Genomic DNA, 14,423 nt, shown 5'->3' on the forward strand with positions numbered 1-14,423 from the left:
GCCCGGGTCTGCGGCTACGAGCTCACTTCGGGAAGCCACCCGGGATTCGGGCGGATCAGCCGGGTGCGGCTGCAGGTCAGCGGGGTGTGTGCGGGACGACGGGTGACCGCCCGAGCGCGAGCCGGGTGAATTCCGGTGGCTTCCCGGGTGCTGGCCATCTGGTGCATGGATTGGCCCGCGGTCGCGGCGGCCGCGGCCGCGGGTCTGCCCGCGACCGCCCCGGCGGCGGTCACGTTGGCCAATCGGGTGATCGCCTGCTCGGCGGCCGCCCGCGCGGCGGGGGTGCGGCGGGGGCTGCGGCGCCGGGAGGCGGCGGCCCGCTGCCCGCAGTTGCATGTCACCACGGCCGACGCGGACCGCGACGCCCGCTTCTTCGAGTCGGTCATCGCGGCGGTGGACGACCTGGTGCCGCGCGCCGAGGTGCTGCGGCCCGGGCTCTTGGTGTTGCCGGTGCGCGGGGCGGCCCGCTATTTCGGCTCCGAGGCCGACGCCGCCGAACGGCTGATCGACGCGGTGGCCGTGACCGGTGCCGAGTGCCAGGTCGGGATCGCCGACCAGTTGTCCACCGCTGTCTTCGCCGCGCGGGCGGGCCGGGTCGTCCCGCCGGGTGGCGACGCGAAGTTTCTGTCGGTGCTGTCGATCCGCCAGCTCGCCACCGAGCCCAGCCTGTGCGGCCCGGGGCGGGAAGAGTTGACGGACCTGTTGTGGCGGATGGGAATTCGCACCGTCGGGCAGTTCGCCGCGCTGTCGGCCACCGACGTGGCGTCCCGGTTCGGCGCCGACGGGGTGACCGCGCACCGGTTGGCCCGCGGCGAACCCGAGCGGGGGCCGTCCGGTCGGGAGCCGCCGGAGGAGCTGGAGGCCGTGCTGGACTGCGACCCGCCGATCGACCGGGTGGATGCCGCGGCCTTCGCCGGGCGCTCGCTGGCCGCCGCTCTGCACCGGACGCTGATGGCCGCCGGGGTGGGCTGCACCCGGCTGGGCATTCACGCCGTCACCGCCAACGGCGAAGAACTGCACCGGGTGTGGCGGTGCGCCGAGCCGTTGACCGAGGACGCCACCGCCGACCGGGTGCGCTGGCAACTGGACGGCTGGTTGAGCAGCCGGACCGCGCGCAACCCTCGCCCGACGGCCGCGGTGACACTGTTGCGGCTGCAGGCCGTCGAGGTGGTGTCGGCGGGGGCGCTGCAGTTGCCGCTGTGGGGCGGCCTGGGCGAGGAGGACCGGCTGCGGGCCCGCCGGGCACTGGTGCGGGTGCAGGGCCTGCTCGGCCCGGAGGCGGTGCGGGTGCCGGTGCTGTCCGGCGGGCGCGGGCCGGCCGAACGCATCACGTTGACCCCGCTGGGTGACGAACCGGTTCCGCGGGCCGACCCGGGACTGCCGTGGCCCGGTCGGCTGCCCGAGCCGGCACCGGCGGTGCTGCTCGATGACCCGGTGGAAATGCTTGACGCCCAAGGGAATCCGGTTCGGGTGACGAGCCGGGGGCTGTTCTCCGCCGACCCGGCGGGGCTGAGGATGCACGGCCGGGACGAGCGGCTGGACTGGTGGGCGGGACCGTGGCCGGTCGACGAGCGGTGGTGGGATCCCGACGTGGGAAAGGGTCGCACCGCCCGCGCGCAGGTCCTGCTGGAGGGCGAGCGGGCGTTTCTACTGTGCTACCGCCAGCGGCGCTGGTACCTCGAGGGCGGCTACGAGTAACGGTGCTTTATCCGGTGGGCCGCAACGCGTCCGGCGTCAGGTCCTTGAGCGACGGATACCCGTCGACGGCCATGATCAGGTCCGCCTCGGCCAACAAGGAGCGCAGCACGTGCACGACGCCGTCGACGCCGCCGAGCGCCAGGCCGTAGGCGTAGGGGCGGCCGATGCCCACCGCGGTCGCCCCCATCGCCAGGGCCTTGATGATGTCGGCGCCGCTGCGGATGCCCGAGTCGAACAGCACCGGCAGACCGTCGGCGGCCTCGAGCACCTCGGGAAGGCAATCCAGCGTCGGCAGTCCACCGTTGGCCTGCCGCCCGCCGTGGTTGGAACAGTAAATACCTTCGACACCAATGTCTTTGGCGCGGCGCACGTCGTCTGGGTGGCAGAGGCCCTTGACCATCAGCGGCAGGCTGGTCTCCGACCGCAGCCACTCCAGGTCGTCCCATCGGAACGGCCCCCCGAAGATCGGCAGCTTGCGCACCGCCGCCTCGGTGGCGTCCTCGCCCCGGCTCAGGCCGGCGCGAAAAACCGGATCGCTGGTGTAGTTGGCCAGGCAGCCGCTGGGCACCTGCGGGTAGTTCCCGCCGCTCAGATCACGCGGGCGCCAGCCGGTGACCCAGGTGTCGAGGGTGACGGCGATGCCCTTGAAGCCGGCCGCCTCGGCGCGGTGCACCAGGCTGGCGGCCATCTTTCGATTCGGCGGCGTATACAGCTGGAAAAACGCCGGGGTATCGCCCAGCTCGGCGGCGATGTCTTCCATCGGGTCGGACGTGAGCGTTCCCACGAAGAACGGGACCCCCGTGCGGACCGAGGCCCGTGCGCAGGCCATGTCCCCGTGCCCGTCCGGGTCACAAACCCCGATGACGCCGATGGGTGCCATGAAGATCGGGGACGGAAACCTGATCCCGAACAATTCGATGGACATGTCGCGTTGCTCGGGGGCAATCCCCATCCGCGGATACAAGCCCCACCGCTTGAAGGCCTCGCAGTTGGCGCGCTGCGTGTGTTCGTCGCCGGCGCCGCCGGCGACATACCCGAGGACTTTCGGCGGCATCGCCGCCGACGCCTTCTCCTCCAGCTCATCGAATCTGATCGGGTACTGGGGCTGATTTCCGTGCAGCGATTGGTCGTACAGCTCGGTTTGGTAGTCGGCGAAAGCCATGACCGTGGCAGTACCCCACGCTCAGGGGGTCAAACGACGACCCGCGGCCTACGTCCGTCCGGCGCGGACCGCCTGCGCCCGCGCCATCAGCCCGCCGCCTCCTGGCAGCGCACCCACGACCGTGCGGGCCAACCGATCGCGCCCGCGGACGCCGTCCGTCCTGGCCTTGCCGGCCCGCAAGTGGCGCCAGCCCAGGCCCGCCCACGACGCCGCGACGGCGGCGTCGGTCAACCCGCCGCGCGCCCGGCGCCGATCGACCAGCGCCAGGCCGAGCGCGGTGATCGAGTGCACCGTGTCGACCCAGACTCCGGCGGCCAGCACCTCCGGGCCGGGGTCGATGCCCGACAGCAGCGACTGGGCGACGTGACGCGCGCCCAGGATCCGGGTGACGATGAGCGCCTTGCGGTCGACCTGCACCCCGTGGATGTGGTCCAGCACCTGCGACGGGGCGGTCAGCAGCACGGCGCCCCATCCCGCGCGCAGGACTTCGATGACACGAATCTTCATGGCCTATAGGCTTACCCGCGCGCAAACGACCCAACCCGTTCGATGAACCGGTCGAAGAAGGCCGCCGCGTCCACGTCGACCCCGATCAGCGCGTTGGGTTCCCGGCGCCCCGACCAGTCGGTCACCGTCATGGCGCGGGTCAGGGTCCCCGTCAGCTCGATGTCGACCGTCGCGGGCCGCGTGGTGACCAGCTCGGGGTCCAGCGCCACCGCGGCGGCCAGCGGATCGTGCAGATGTGCCTGGTATCCGTGGCCGATGTCGTGGTAGGCCTCCAGGTAAAACCGCATCGCGTCCTCGATCACCCGGATCAGGGGGTTGGACGCCGTCGACCGGGTACCGGGTTCGTCGTCCGCGCTCATCGGCGTCGCCGTCGATCCCGCAGCGTCCGCCAACCTGGCGAGGTGATCTGGCGTCATCGCCACCTTGCGGGTCAGGTCCAGGCCGCAAAGGATCGGAAGGCGATCTTGGCCAACGGTTTCGGGGTCCCATGCCGCAAGCACCTCGGCCGCGGCCTCGGGGTCCACGCTGATGTTCCATTCGGCCACCGCGGTGGTGTTGCCCCGGTGATCGTAGGAACCGCCCATGATGACCAGGCGGCGCAGCAGCGTCGGCAGCGCCGGTTCGGCCCGCAGCGCCAGCGCCAGATTGGTCAGCGGGCCGGTCGCCACGCCGATGAGTTGACCGGGAAAGGCGCGCGCGGCGCGCACCCATGCGGTCGCCGAGTCGTGGTCGGTGAGGCGGCGATCGGTGGGCGGCAGGTCGGCATAGCCTAATCCCCTGGGGCCGTGGACTTTTGACGGCAGGCGCATCGGCCCGGTCAGGGTCTCGCCGGAGCCCTTGGAGACCGGCACGCCGGTAACACCGCACAGCTCGAGCAGGCCCAGGTTGTTCTCGCAAACCTGCTGCACCGCAACGTTTCCCCCGGTGGAGGCGATTGCGACCACCTCGGCGTCGGGGCTGGCGAACAGGTACATCAACGCCAGCGCGTCGTCGACGCCGGTGTCGACGTCGACAAATACGGGCGACTTCATTGTGTCCAAGATACTCAGGCCAGCGACTAGGCTGGCACGATGCCAACGACGTCGGAGCCCCCCGAGGGTGCTGAGTTAAAGCCGCACTTCGACGATGTGCAGGCTCACTACGACTTGTCGGACGACTTCTTCCGACTGTTTCTCGACCCCACCCAGACCTACAGCTGCGCCTACTTCGAACGCGACGACATGACGCTGGAAGAAGCGCAGATCGCCAAGATCGACCTGGCCCTCGGCAAGCTCGGGCTGCAACCGGGCATGACGTTGCTCGACGTCGGTTGCGGTTGGGGCGCGACCATGATGCGCGCGATGGAAAAGTACGACGTCAACGTCGTCGGCCTCACCCTGAGCCGCAACCAGGCCGATCACGTCGAGGGGCTGATCGCGAAGTCGCAGAGCACCCGTTCGGCGCGGATCCTGCTGGAGGGCTGGGAGAAGTTCGACGAACCGGTCGACCGGGTCGTCAGCATCGGCGCGTTCGAGCACTTCGGGCACGAGCGCTACGACGCGTTCTTCGCCCTGATGCATGACCTGTTGCCCGACGACGGGGTCATGCTGCTGCACACCATCACCGGACTGCACCCGCTGGAGATGGCCGAGCGTGGCATGCCGCTTTCGTTCACCTTCGCCCGGTTCATCAAATTCATTGTCACCGAGATCTTTCCGGGTGGGCGGCTGCCGTCGATACCGATGGTGGAAGAGCGCGCCACCGCCAACGGGTTCACGGTGACCCGCGTGCAGTCGCTGCAACCGCACTACGCGAAGACCCTCGACATCTGGGCCGCCGCGCTGCAGGCCCACAAGGACGAGGCCATCGCGGTGCAGTCCGAGGAAGTCTACGAGCGGTACATGAAATACCTGACCGGTTGCGCAGACGCGTTCCGGGTCGGATACATCGACGTCAACCAGTTCACGCTGCAGAAGTGACTGCCAGAGCACCCGACCCTTACGGCCAGGCCGAGGCGAACGTGACCACCAGGACGTCGCGCTGCGCCGGGCCGGAGCCGTCGATCGGCCGGATCGGAGAGACGCCGTGCAGGGTGCGGCGGTCGTCGCCCAGCATCAGGGTGCCGGGCTCGGCCAGCGTGGTCGCCAGCAGCTGCCTGCCGTCCAGGTCGCAAACCGTGCTCTCGCCGCCGATGGCGTTGCGCCGCCGGACCAGCAGCGAGCTGACCAGCGTGACGCCGTCGCGGTGCATACCCTCCGGCGTCGGATGCGCGCCCTCATCCGTCGACGACCGGGTGCGGAACGGATGCACCTTGACGTTCCAGTCATCCACGTCGTCCAGGGCCGCAGCCACCCGGGCCAGCAGGCCGATCACCTTGTGCAGCAAGGGGTCCCGGGCGAACGCGTCGGTCAGCGGCTCAAACTCGCGGTCCTTGCCGACGTAGAGGGGATTGGATTCCTCCGGCTGCACGAACGTGCTCCTGGGCATCGGGCGCAGCACGCCATCGCGAAACGAGTACTGGCCGTAGCGGCGCATCCGCTGCACGCCCAACTCCGCCGCGTACGGGTCGGGGGCCAGATGTTGCCAATGCCGGGCGAACCGGGTCCACTCTTCGCGGGCCGCGCCCAGGCTTCGGGTCACGTCGAACGAGGACATCACCGCAGCACCCGTCGTGGCGACCTGCCGGGCCGCGGCGGCCACCGGGTCGGCGTCGGCCCGCTTCTCGGACAGAGTCCGCGTCATCGCGCCGGAATACCGCAATCGGATGCGCCTGAAACGCGCCGACCTACCAGTGAACCCCGGGGACCAGTCGCACCAAGCGCTTGACCGGTCGCGGTGTCCGGATGCCGCGCGTGACGCCTCGCGCCGGGCGCCTCGGTCGGCGTGGGGGAGCCGCGGGCGGTTCGGTGGTCAGGCCGCGGGCTGCGGCCGAGTCGGGGTAACCGAGGTAGAGCTGGTGCAGGATGCGCCGCGACGTCCGCGGCGCGAAGTAATTGCCGACTTCGGCGAGCGTGCCCAGCGGGGTGTCGATGCGCGCCGGCTTTTCCACCAGCCCGCGCACCACCATGGCGGCCGCGCGCTCCGGGCTGATCGCGGGCACCGGGTTGAGCCGGTGCGACGGCGCGATCATCGGCGTACGAACCAGTGGCATATGGATATTGGTGAAGGTGATGTGGTCGGACAGCGTCTCCGAGCCGACCACGTCGGCGAAGGCATCGAGCGCGGCCTTGGTGGGCAGGTACGAGCTGTACTTGGGGTTGCGCGCCTGCACGCCCGCGCTGGAGACGTTGACCACGTGGCCGAAGCGGCGCTCGCGCCAGTGCGGCAGCAGGGCCAGCACCATCCGCACCGCGCCGAAGTAGTTCACCGCCATCACCCGCTCGTAGTCGTGGAGCCGGTCGGTGGAGTTGACCACCGAGCGGCGGATCGACCGCCCGGCGTTGTTGACCAGGTAGTCGACGTGGTCGAAGCGCCCCAGGATGTCCTTGACGGTGTGCTCGACCGAGGTGGAATCGGTGACGTCACAAGTGAAAGCGTGGGCGTCACCGCCGCCCGCACGGATCTCGGCAACGAGCTCGTCCAGCGCTTCGGCGTTGCGGGCCAGGGCGAACACCGTCGCGCCCTTTTCGGCGACCGCGATGGCCGCCGCCCGGCCGATGCCGCTGGAGGCGCCGGTGATGATGACGTGCCGGCCGCGCAGCGGTCCCTTCGGATCGTCGCGGCGCGCCCGGTCCGGGTCGAGGTGCTCGGCCCAGTACCGCCACAGCTTGGGCGCGTAGCTGGAGAACTCGGGCACGTCGATGCCCTTGCCGCGCAATGCTTTCCGGGTCTGGTCGCTGACGAACGTGGGCTTCAGGTCGACGAGGTCGAAGACCTCGGCCGGGATCCCCAGCTGGGTGGCCGCCATATTGCGCAGCACCCGGGCCCGCCCGCGCACCTTGAGCACCGGGGCGGCCACCGAGCCGGGCAGCGATCCGCGTGCCGGCGGGAGCCCGGCCTCCTTGGCGACGCCCCGGTAGATGCCGCGCAGCCCAACGGTTTTCGGGGCGGTCAGGTGGAAGGCGCGGCCGTCGCAACCCTCGGCGTGCATCAGCGCGACGAGCGCGTCGGCGACGTAGTCGACCGGCACGATGTTGGTGCGGCCGGTGTCGGGCAGCAGGATGGGCGTCAACGACGGCAACAGCGCCAGCTTGGCCAGGACGCCGAAGAAGTAGTACGGCCCGTCGATCTTGTCCATCTCGCCGGTCCGCGAGTCGCCCACCACCACCGCGGGGCGGTAGATCCGGTAGCGCAGCCCGGGCGCCGAGCGCACGAGCCGCTCGGCTTCGAACTTGGTCTGGTGGTAGGGGGTCGGGAGGTGCTGGCCGACGTCGAAATCGTCCTCGGTGTATTCGCCGGCAAAGTCGCCCGCCACGGCGATCGAGGACACGTGGTGCAGCGTTGCGCCCAGCCGCTGCGCCAGCTGGATGACGGCGCGGGTGCCTTCGACGTTGGTGGCCCGCTGCTCGGCCTCGCCCGCGGTGATGTCGTAGATCGCCGCGCAGTGCACCAGGTGATCGACGCGGCCCAGCTCGGCGAGGATCGCCTCGGTCAGCTCCAGCTCCGGCAGCCCCGCCACCAGTGGTTTCGCCCGCTCGCCCCACTCGGCTGCGAGCCGCTCGAAGCGGCCCAGCGACTGCCGCCGGACCACCACCCACACCTGCGCATCGGGCCGGGTCTGCAGCAGACGGTCGACGACGCGGCGACCAATAAACCCGGTACCGCCGGTAACGACATAACGCATGGAGTCATCGTGGCGGCTGGCGACCGCCCCCGTCAACCCAGTGGCGATCGCAAGCGCGGCGTTGGCCGGGCGCGGCGGGTCGCCACCATCAACCCAGTGGCGATCGCAAGCGCGGCGTTAGCCGGGCGCGGCGGGTCGCCACCATCAATGCGGTGTCAGCTGTGGAAGTCCCGGATGCCGTCCCAGTCGACCAGGGTCCAGCCGGTCATCGGGTTCCCGGTGATCACCACGCGTCCGATGTTGGGCAGCGGGTGGCTGGTCAGCAGGGTGTCCTTGGCGTTCTTGGTGTTCATCAGCGTCCAGTACTCGATGGCGAATTTGTGCGAGAACACCACCGGATTGTGCTGGCCGCTGTTGTAGACCTTCTGGATGGCCGCGGTGAACTGCTCGTTGAACTGCTTGCCGCTGACGGACCCCGGGATGCTGTCCTGCATGTCGCCCCTGAGCCAGTCGGCCGGCGCCAACAGGTACGTCGCGTTCTCTTGGGCGATCGGCTTGCCATCGAACCAGCCGGCGTTGATCTCCTGGATGCCCTGCAGCACCTCGACTTGCTTGCCCAACTCGGAGGCCAGCGGCGCGGCGGTCTGCTGGGTTCTGACCATGGTGGAGGCGTAGATGCCGTCGTAGTCCTTGCGGCCCGCTTGGTGCGCGATCTGTTGGGCCTGCCCCTGACCCTCGGGCGTCAGGCCGGGGCCGGGCACCGAGGTGTCGATGATCCCGCTGGCGTTGGATTCCGACTGGGCGTGCCGGATGAACGTCACCGTGATGCTGCGCGCCTGGGGCGATCCGCCGCAGGCACCGACAATGAGGACCGCGGTGAGCGCCGCGACCGCCTTCGAGACGTTCCGGACCAAGCTGCGCTTCGGCATGTCGATAGCCTGCCCTGCCGACCGCATCGGTGGGAAGGGTTTGCGATGGTTAGGTGGAGAAATTACTGGCGAAGGAGACTCAGATGGCGATTGACCCGAGTGCCGTCGGCGCGGTGACCGAACCGATGCTGTTCGAATGGACCGACCGGGACACCCTGCTCTACGCGCTCGGTGTCGGCGCCGGTCTCGACGACCTGTCGTTCACCACCGAGAACAGCCACGGCATCGACCAGCAGGTGCTGCCCACGTACGCGGTGATCTGTTGCCCGGCGTTCGGGGCGGCCGGCAAGGTCGGAACGTTCAACTGGGCCATGCTGTTACACGGTTCGCAGGAAATCCGGCTGCACGCGCCGTTGCCGCCCGCGGGGAAGCTGTCGGTGGTCACCGAGGTCGCCGACATCCAGGACAAGGGCGAGGGCAAGAACGCGATCCTGGTGTTGCGCGGCCGGGGCACGGACCCCGACTCGGAGAAGCTGATCGCCGAGACGCTCACCACCCTGGTGATCCGGGGCGAGGGCGGGTTCGGTGGCATGCCGGGGCAGCGGCCGGTGGCCCCGGAGATCCCGGACCGCGAGCCCGACGCCCGGGTCGCGCTGCCCACCCGGGAGGACCAGGCGCTGATCTACCGGCTCTCCGGTGACCGCAACCCGCTGCACAGTGACCCGTGGTTCGCCCGCGAGATGGCCGGCTTCCCCAAGCCGATCCTGCACGGGCTGTGCAGTTACGGGGTGACGGGACGCGCGCTGCTCGCGGAGCTGGGCGGCGGGGTCGCGGCCAACATCACCTCGATCGCGGCGCGATTCACCTCGCCGGTGTTTCCGGGCGAGACGCTGACCACGCTGATCTGGCGCACCGAGCCGGGCAAGGCGGTGTTCCGCACCGAGGCGTCTTCTGCCGCCAAGGGCGGCGAGGATGAGGCGACGCGCGTGGTGCTCGACGACGGCGCGGTGGAGTACGTGCAGGCCTAGCCGGAAAGCTCGCGCGCCAGGCGGGCGGTGAACTCGCTGGCGCGCGCGGGGCTGTCCAGCGCGAACTCCGCCGCGGTGGCGCGATCGCCGTCGTCGTAGTGCCGCACCAGGATGGGCACCCCACCGTCGTGGATCGCGTCGAACGCGTCCTCGTCGGTGATGTCGTCCCCGAGATAGATCGGCGTCAGCGGGCCCGCGTCCGCGCCGGTCAGGTGGTCGAGCACCCAGCGCAGCGTTTTCCCCTTGTCCCAGTCCAGGTCCGGCCGCAGCTCGATGACCTCGCGGCCGGTGGTCACCCGCAGCTCGTCGCGGCGGCCCGCCGCGCGCACCGCGGCAGCCACCTCGCCGACGCGGTCGCGCCCGGCGTTGCGGTAGTGCACCGCGACCCCAAAGCGCTTGTGCTCCACCATCACTCCGGGGATGGAGCCCAGTCGCTCCCGCAGCTCGCCGGCCGCATGCTCCAGCACCGGTATGGCCGCCGCGGCGGCGTCGTTCTGGTGGTGCGTGCCGTCGGGTGCGGTCAGCTCGAAACCGTGGCTGCCGGCATACCAAATACCTTGCACGCCAACTCGTTTCGTCACATCGGCCAGATCGCGGCCGGACAGCACGGCGACCGGGCACCGTTCGGCCAGCCGGCGCAGCGCCTCGGTGGCGCCGGGGACCGGGATGGCGGCATCCGGATCGTTGACGATCTCGGACAGCGTGCCGTCGAAGTCGAAGAACACCGCCGGTCGCCGTGCGGCCAGGTCGTCGACGGCCGTCAGGGCGTCGGGCAGCTGCGACATCCGGCGGTCACCGGTGCGCACGGTCACCTCGCGAAGGTCGGTGACGACCGCGTCGGCGCCGGCGTCCCGCAGCGCGCCGCCACGCCCTCGGTCGACACCGATGACCAACGCGAATCCGCCGGCGCGCGCCGCCTCGACGCCCGCTTCGGCGGCGGTGACGACCACGCACCGGCCGGGCAGCACCCGCAGCCGGCGGGCCGCTTCCACCGGGTCCTCGGTGAAGACCGCGGTGCCGACCCCGATCCCGCGCAGCTGTCCGTCCAGGGTGGGGTCGAGCGCGTCGAACAGCACCGCGTCATGGCGGCGCGGGTCGATGACGACCGACCCGGAATCTGGCATGACCCAACCTTCTCACGGTGGTCAGCGGGGAGTACGGGGCGGTAACCACGCCGTTCTGTATCGAACAAACTTTCGATAGACTTGCGGTTGTGGGCTGGTTCAACGGTCCGCCGAGCTGGGCGGAAATGGAGCGGGTGCTCGACGGCAAGCCGCGCCATGCCGGCGTTCCGGTGGTACCCGGGGAGGACGCCCCCCTATCGCCCAAGCGCGGAACGTACCGGCCGCCGGACGACGCCCGGGCGGCCCGCTCGTCCATCCCCTATGCCGAGCTGCACGCGCATTCGGCGTTCAGCTTCCTCGACGGTGCCAGCACGCCGGAGGAGCTGGTCGAGGAGGCCGCCCGGCTGGGGTTGCGCGCCCTGGCGCTGACCGACCACGACGGCCTGTACGGGGCGGTGCGGTTCGCCGAGGCGGCCGCCGAACTCGAGCTGCGCACCGTGTTCGGCGCCGAGCTGTCCTTGGGGCCTGGGGCCCGCACCGAGACGCCGGACCCGCCCGGCCCGCACCTGCTGGTGCTGGCCCGCGGCCCGGAAGGCTACCGGCGGCTGTCGCGTCAGCTGGCCGCGGCGCACCTGGCCGGCGGGGAGAAGGGCAAGCCGCGCTACGACCTCGACGCGCTGACCGAGGCCGCCGGCGGGCACTGGCACATCCTGACCGGCTGCCGCAAAGGCCATGTGCGCCAAGCCCTGTCGCAAGGTCCGGACGCGGCGGGGCGGGCGCTGGCCGACCTGGTGGACCGGTTCGGCGCGGACCGGGTCAGCATCGAGTTGACCCACCACGGCCACCCGCTCGACGACGAACGCAACGCGGCGCTGGCCGCGTTGGCACCGCGGTTCGGCGTCGGCGTCGTCGCCACCACCGGGGCGCATTTCGCGGGGCCGTCGCGGCGCCGGTTGGCCATGGCGATGGGCGCGATCCGGGCGCGGCAGTCCCTGGACGCCGCCGCCGGGTGGCTGGCCCCACTGGGCGGCTCGCACCTGCGGTCCGGCGAGGAGATGGCCCGGCTGTTCGGGCACGTGCCCCCGGGGGGCCCTGACGTGGTGACCGCCGCCGCCGAGCTGGGCGAACAGTGCGCGTTCGGGCTGGCGTTGATCGCGCCGCAGCTGCCGCCGTTCGACGTGCCCGCCGGGCACACCGAGGACAGCTGGCTGCGGCAGCTGACCATGGTCGGGGCGCGGGACCGCTACGGGCCGGCCGATGCCGCGCCGCGCGCCTACTCCCAGATCGAGCACGAACTGAAAGTCATTGCGCAGCTGACATTTCCGGGTTATTTCCTGGTGGTGCACGACATCGCCCGGTTCTGCCGGGAGAACAACATCCTGTGTCAGGGCAGGGGATCGGCGGCCAATTCCGCGGTCTGTTATGCCCTGGGTGTCACCGCGGTGGATCCGGTGGCCAACGAGCTGTTGTTCGAGCGGTTTCTGTCGCCCGCCCGGGACGGGCCGCCCGACATCGACATGGACATCGAGTCGGACGAGCGTGAAAAGGTCATCCAGTACGTCTACGACAAGTACGGCCGCGACTACGCCGCCCAGGTCGCCAACGTCATCACCTACCGGGGCCGAATCGCCGTGCGCGACATGGCCCGCGCCCTGGGCTTCTCGCAGGGGCAGCAGGACGCGTGGAGCAAGCAGATCAGCCATTGGAACGGGCTGGCGGATTCGCCCGATATAGAAGGCATCCCCGAACAGGTGGTCGATCTGGCGAACCAGATCCGGAACCTGCCGCGGCACATGGGCATTCATTCCGGCGGCATGGTGATCTGCGACCGCCCGATCGCCGACGTGTGTCCGGTGGAGTGGGCCCGCATGGAGAACCGCAGCGTCCTGCAGTGGGACAAAGATGATTGTGCAGCAATCGGTTTGGTGAAGTTCGACCTGCTAGGGCTGGGCATGCTCTCGGCGTTGCACTACGCCATCGACCTGGTGGCCGAGCACAAGGGGATCGAGGTAGACCTGGCCAAACTCGACCTCTCCGAGCCGGCGGTGTACGAGATGCTGGCCCGCGCCGATTCCGTCGGCGTGTTTCAGGTGGAGTCCCGGGCGCAGATGGCCACCCTGCCGCGGCTGCGGCCACGGATCTTCTACGACCTGGTGGTGGAGGTGGCGCTGATCCGTCCCGGACCCATCCAGGGCGGGTCGGTGCACCCCTACATCCGGCGGCGCAACGGCCTCGACCCGGTCACCTACGACCACCCGTCCATGGAGCCGGCGCTGCGAAAGACGCTGGGGGTACCGCTGTTTCAGGAGCAGTTGATGCAGCTGGCGGTCGACTGCGCCGGCTTCTCCGCCGCCGAGGCCGACCAGCTGCGGCGCGCGATGGGTTCCAAGCGTTCGACCGAACGCATGCGGCGCCTGCGCGGCCGGTTCTACGACGGCATGCGCGCGTTGCACGGCGCCCCCGACGACGTCATCGACCGGACCTACGAAAAGCTGGAGGCCTTCGCCAATTTCGGTTTCCCGGAAAGCCACGCGCTGTCCTTCGCGTCGCTGGTGTTCTACTCGTCGTGGTTCAAGCTGCACCACCCGGCGGCGTTCTGCGCGGCGCTGCTGCGCGCGCAGCCGATGGGTTTCTACTCGCCGCAGTCACTGGTGGCCGACGCCCGCAGGCACGGCGTGACGGTGCACGGCCCCGACGTCAATGCCAGCCTGGCCCACGCCACGCTCGAGAACGCCGGGACCCAGGTCCGGCTGGGGCTGGGCGCGGTGCGCCACATCGGTGACGACCTCGCCGAGCGGCTGGTAGAGGAGCGAAAAGCCAACGGCGCGTTCGCTTCTCTACTGGATCTGACCACCCGCCTGCAGCTGTCCGTGCCGCAGACCGAGGCGCTGGCGACGGCCGGGGCTTTTGCCTGCTTCGGCATGTCCCGGCGCGAGGCGCTGTGGGCGGCCGGGGCGGCCGCCACCCAGCGCCCGGACCGCCTGCCCGGGGTGGGCTCGTCGTCGCACGTCCCGGCGTTGCCTGGGATGAGCGAGCTGGAACTGGCCGCCGCGGACGTATGGGCCACCGGCGTTTCCCCGGACAGCTACCCAACGCAATTTCTGCGGGCGGACCTGGACGCGATGGGCGTGGTGCCCGCCGGGAAGCTGCTCGACGTGCCCGACGGCGACCGCGTGCTGATCGCCGGCGCGGTGACCCACCGGCAGCGGCCCGGCACCGCCCAGGGAGTGACGTTTCTCAACCTCGAGGACGAGACCGGGATGGTCAACGTGCTCTGCACACCCGCGGTGTGGGCGCGGCATCGCAAGCTGGCCAACACCGCGCCGGCGATGCTGGTGCGCGGCCAGGTCCAAAACGCGAGCGGCGCCATCACCGTCGTCGCCGAACGGCTGG

General features: G+C 70.4%; 11 protein-coding genes and 1 pseudogene. 5 read left to right on the forward strand and 7 right to left on the reverse strand.

Features of this window, described 5'->3' with window-relative positions; genetic code table 11:
• Together A5711_RS28020 and A5711_RS11795 are read left to right on the forward strand one after the other, a co-directional pair.
• Window positions 1-129 (forward strand): annotated as a pseudogene (locus A5711_RS28020) (hypothetical protein); the annotation flags it as partial.
• A gap of 36 nt (window positions 130-165) precedes the next feature.
• Complete coding sequence (locus tag A5711_RS11795; RefSeq protein ID WP_067946632.1) at window positions 166-1,698, forward strand: DNA polymerase Y family protein; 1,533 nt, start codon at window positions 166-168, stop codon at window positions 1,696-1,698.
• A gap of 7 nt (window positions 1,699-1,705) precedes the next feature.
• Here the strand turns inward: A5711_RS11795 and A5711_RS11800 are convergent, their stop codons facing one another.
• Genes A5711_RS11800 through A5711_RS11810 form a run of 3 tightly spaced genes read right to left on the reverse strand, consistent with a single transcriptional unit; the run spans window position 1,706 to window position 4,398 of the window.
• Window positions 1,706-2,860, reverse strand: coding sequence for an alpha-hydroxy-acid oxidizing protein (locus A5711_RS11800; protein WP_067946615.1), 1,155 nt, complete (start codon window positions 2,858-2,860; stop codon window positions 1,706-1,708).
• 48 nt (window positions 2,861-2,908) lie between these two features.
• On the reverse strand, window positions 2,909-3,367 hold the full coding sequence (locus tag A5711_RS11805; RefSeq protein WP_067946617.1) for a hypothetical protein: 459 nt from the start codon (window positions 3,365-3,367) through the stop codon (window positions 2,909-2,911).
• Window positions 3,368-3,378: 11 nt separating this feature from the next.
• Window positions 3,379-4,398 (reverse strand): nucleoside hydrolase, encoded by a 1,020-nt coding sequence (locus A5711_RS11810; RefSeq protein WP_067946619.1) that lies wholly within the window; start codon window positions 4,396-4,398, stop codon window positions 3,379-3,381.
• A 39-nt stretch (window positions 4,399-4,437) separates the two neighbouring features.
• Between A5711_RS11810 and cmaA1 the strand changes: the two genes are divergently transcribed.
• Complete coding sequence (cmaA1, locus tag A5711_RS11815; RefSeq protein WP_067946621.1) at window positions 4,438-5,325, forward strand: cyclopropane mycolic acid synthase CmaA1; 888 nt, start codon at window positions 4,438-4,440, stop codon at window positions 5,323-5,325.
• 19 nt (window positions 5,326-5,344) lie between these two features.
• Here the strand turns inward: cmaA1 and A5711_RS11820 are convergent, their stop codons facing one another.
• The 3 genes from A5711_RS11820 to A5711_RS11830 all read right to left on the reverse strand — a co-directional run bounded on the left by A5711_RS11820 (window position 5,345) and on the right by A5711_RS11830 (window position 8,998).
• Complete coding sequence (locus tag A5711_RS11820) at window positions 5,345-6,088, reverse strand: 2OG-Fe dioxygenase family protein (protein WP_067946623.1); 744 nt, start codon at window positions 6,086-6,088, stop codon at window positions 5,345-5,347.
• Between the two features lie 43 nt (window positions 6,089-6,131).
• On the reverse strand, window positions 6,132-8,129 hold the full coding sequence (locus tag A5711_RS11825; protein WP_067946625.1) for an SDR family oxidoreductase: 1,998 nt from the start codon (window positions 8,127-8,129) through the stop codon (window positions 6,132-6,134).
• 155 nt (window positions 8,130-8,284) lie between these two features.
• Window positions 8,285-8,998: a histidine phosphatase family protein gene (locus A5711_RS11830; RefSeq protein ID WP_067946627.1), complete on the reverse strand. Its 714-nt coding sequence runs from the start codon at window positions 8,996-8,998 to the stop codon at window positions 8,285-8,287.
• Between the two features lie 83 nt (window positions 8,999-9,081).
• Between A5711_RS11830 and A5711_RS11835 the strand changes: the two genes are divergently transcribed.
• On the forward strand, window positions 9,082-9,966 hold the full coding sequence (locus tag A5711_RS11835) for a MaoC family dehydratase (RefSeq protein WP_067946634.1): 885 nt from the start codon (window positions 9,082-9,084) through the stop codon (window positions 9,964-9,966).
• Here A5711_RS11835 and otsB read toward each other — a convergent pair.
• A complete protein-coding gene (otsB, locus tag A5711_RS11840) occupies window positions 9,963-11,090 on the reverse strand; it encodes a trehalose-phosphatase (RefSeq protein ID WP_067946628.1) in 1,128 nt (375 codons plus the stop codon). The genes A5711_RS11835 and otsB overlap by 4 nt on opposite strands.
• Window positions 11,091-11,179: 89 nt before the next feature.
• Here otsB and A5711_RS11845 point away from each other — a divergent pair.
• A partial coding sequence (locus A5711_RS11845; RefSeq protein ID WP_067946630.1) for an error-prone DNA polymerase occupies window positions 11,180-14,423 on the forward strand: 3,244 nt, incomplete at its 3' end.

The sequence above is a fragment of the Mycobacterium sp. E2238 genome (assembly GCF_001672665.1).
Lineage (GTDB): Bacteria > Actinomycetota > Actinomycetes > Mycobacteriales > Mycobacteriaceae > Mycobacterium.

What these genes read in the sequence shown, in the direction of transcription:
- A5711_RS11795 (WP_067946632.1), top strand. Translation starts at nt 166, where the DNA reads ATGGATTGGCCCGCGGTCGCGGCGGCCGCGGCCGCGGGTCTGCCCGCG.
- A5711_RS11800 (WP_067946615.1), bottom strand. Translation starts at nt 2,860, where the DNA reads ATGGCTTTCGCCGACTACCAAACCGAGCTGTACGACCAATCGCTGCAC.
- A5711_RS11805 (WP_067946617.1), bottom strand. Translation starts at nt 3,367, where the DNA reads ATGAAGATTCGTGTCATCGAAGTCCTGCGCGCGGGATGGGGCGCCGTG.
- A5711_RS11810 (WP_067946619.1), bottom strand. Translation starts at nt 4,398, where the DNA reads ATGAAGTCGCCCGTATTTGTCGACGTCGACACCGGCGTCGACGACGCG.
- cmaA1 (WP_067946621.1), top strand. Translation starts at nt 4,438, where the DNA reads ATGCCAACGACGTCGGAGCCCCCCGAGGGTGCTGAGTTAAAGCCGCAC.
- A5711_RS11820 (WP_067946623.1), bottom strand. Translation starts at nt 6,088, where the DNA reads ATGACGCGGACTCTGTCCGAGAAGCGGGCCGACGCCGACCCGGTGGCC.
- A5711_RS11825 (WP_067946625.1), bottom strand. Translation starts at nt 8,129, where the DNA reads ATGCGTTATGTCGTTACCGGCGGTACCGGGTTTATTGGTCGCCGCGTC.
- A5711_RS11830 (WP_067946627.1), bottom strand. Translation starts at nt 8,998, where the DNA reads ATGCCGAAGCGCAGCTTGGTCCGGAACGTCTCGAAGGCGGTCGCGGCG.
- A5711_RS11835 (WP_067946634.1), top strand. Translation starts at nt 9,082, where the DNA reads ATGGCGATTGACCCGAGTGCCGTCGGCGCGGTGACCGAACCGATGCTG.
- otsB (WP_067946628.1), bottom strand. Translation starts at nt 11,090, where the DNA reads ATGCCAGATTCCGGGTCGGTCGTCATCGACCCGCGCCGCCATGACGCG.